At 45.2% G+C, this 241-nt stretch carries 1 protein-coding gene; it reads right to left on the bottom strand.

Annotation, left to right across the window (positions count from 1 at the left end):
* Nucleotides 1-241 (bottom strand): AAA family ATPase (locus HU755_RS27265; RefSeq protein WP_186638363.1); only part of this gene is annotated, 241 nt, incomplete at both ends.

Here is a 241-nt window from a genome sequence, read left to right as displayed (position 1 = left end):
ACACTCGTCTGGTTACACTCACTTCATGGTAATCCAACGGCAGAAAATGATCCTCATTCTCTAACGTTAATGTTACATCCGCAAAGTTTACTGCTTTTCTGGAGTCACTCCCTGAAAAAATAACATCCTCCATCTTGCTTCCACGCAATGATTTAGCTGACTGTTCGCCGAGTACCCAGCGAATTGCATCTGTAATATTACTTTTCCCACTTCCGTTGGGGCCCACCACTGCCGTTACACC

Origin of the sequence: Pseudomonas sp. SWRI111, from assembly GCF_014268555.1 — a bacterium.
In the GTDB taxonomy this organism is placed as follows: domain Bacteria; phylum Pseudomonadota; class Gammaproteobacteria; order Pseudomonadales; family Pseudomonadaceae; genus Aquipseudomonas; species Aquipseudomonas hamedanensis.
The sequence above is the reverse complement of the archived record's forward strand: the minus strand, read 5'-3'. Positions and strand labels throughout refer to the sequence as shown.